This window comes from Lutibacter maritimus, assembly GCF_900116115.1.
GTDB lineage: Bacteria > Bacteroidota > Bacteroidia > Flavobacteriales > Flavobacteriaceae > Lutibacter > Lutibacter maritimus.
In genome coordinates this window covers 1-1,675 of sequence record NZ_FOZP01000018.1, presented here as the reverse complement: position 1 = coordinate 1,675, position 1,675 = coordinate 1, and the positions used below count along the sequence as shown (strand labels likewise).

Below are 1,675 nucleotides of genomic sequence, written 5' to 3'. Positions count from 1 at the left end.
TTTTTTGAAAAAACTTATCAATGTTCCGGTAATTTGACTATTTTTAATCCTAATTTTTAACCAAAAAATGGTCAACCTATTTCAGGACAAGACAAACCAAACCTAATTTGAAAAACTTTATCCTTTTCATATTTTCAATTCTATTTTTTAGTAACTCGTGTAAAGAACCCAATTTTATAACCTTACACACGGAACTGAAAGAAAATGATGTTGCGGAATTTAAATGGATTTTAAAAGTTGATAAATCGGATTCAAATTACATCGAGTTTCAAATTGTTAAAACAAAAGAATTAAACAATGGACTTCTTGGAATGCTCAACGAATTTGAAAAAAAAATTGACTACGATGATTTTGTGAAAATAAAGGACAATAAGAAAATCTGTCGATTAAAATCTACTTCGCCAAAAGATTTCGAAATTGGCAATTATTATTACACTAAAGTTTATAGAAACCAAACAGAAGTCTTCTTTTCAAAAAGTAATTTTCTCAAAATTCTGGATTTTGTAAATCAAGAAAAAACTTTAGAATCAAAACTTTCAGGATTATCTTCAAGGGGTTGGGCAATTGAAAAACAATTAAAATTGACCTACAAAATATCATTAAATGAAGTTGAAACAATTGATTATTTAATGAACAATAATGAGAGTTTTGAAAATTTAATTAATTCAAAAATAAGAGCTGAGTTTAGGAGTATTGTAGGAAGAACTAAAAAAGAAGATATTGATACTGAAATTTCACAAATCGACCTAGCTGAAAAGCTAAAAACAGAGTTAAAAGGAATCACCATTGTTGACTTAAAATTAAGTAATTGAAAAAAGTTCAGCACATAACAATGTATAACCGCAATTACGGCGGATTCGACTCTGTCCGAATCCACTCGGAATTGCAAAGGCCAGTGACTAACCCGAAATTTAAGTAAATTTAACCCGTAACTGAACGGTTATACGGACCGTTGGCAACAAGCTGAAAACGAAATGCAAAAAGGAAAACGAAAACTGATTTTACTTATTATCTTTGTAATTCTAACTTTCATAATTGGATTTTGGCTTGAATTGGATTATCGAATTTTGACTCGCAGAACTATAAAATATTTTGCTGATTACGAACTTGGATTTTATGGCGGGAAAGATTTTAGGATTTTCGAAACGGACATTGCTTTCATTTTGACTTTAATTCCAATCGGATTTTATTTCACATCTCGAAAAGTTAGTTCTCTGAAAAAAATAATCGGACTGAATTTAGTCTACCTGATTTTAATCCCGATTTTTTACTGTCTTTTTTGTTATCTCGAAAGTCAGTTTATAGACATCACTATGACTAATCCAATAATGAGTGATGGAATTTTAAAATACCATCAAAATAACGTGAATTATAAAATGATTTTATTTTTAACAATAATCTCGACTTTTATTAGCGGAGTAATAATTAAGAAAATAACGAACAGAAAAAAGCCAGTTGCCAACAATGTATAAAATTTATGCTTACATTTAAACTAAATATGAACCGACAAACATTCAACAAACGATTTGCTACGTTCGAAAAATCTCCGATTTTCCAGTCGCACAAATCTTATAAAAACACGTTGTGTGTAAGCGGATTTAAAACTCACCCGATTAATTAAAAACGAAATGAAAACTATGAAAAAGACATTTATTTTATCCCTTTTACTAATTTC

Annotated in this window: 1 protein-coding gene; it reads left to right on the top strand. The window is 29.1% G+C overall.

Annotation, left to right across the window (positions count from 1 at the left end; all coding sequences use genetic code 11):
- The first annotated feature begins 107 nt into the window (after positions 1 to 107).
- On the top strand, positions 108 to 812 hold the full coding sequence (locus BM335_RS15520; protein ID WP_090230882.1) for an SPFH domain-containing protein: 705 nt from the start codon (positions 108 to 110) through the stop codon (positions 810 to 812).
- The last annotated feature ends 863 nt before the right edge of the window (positions 813 to 1,675 follow it).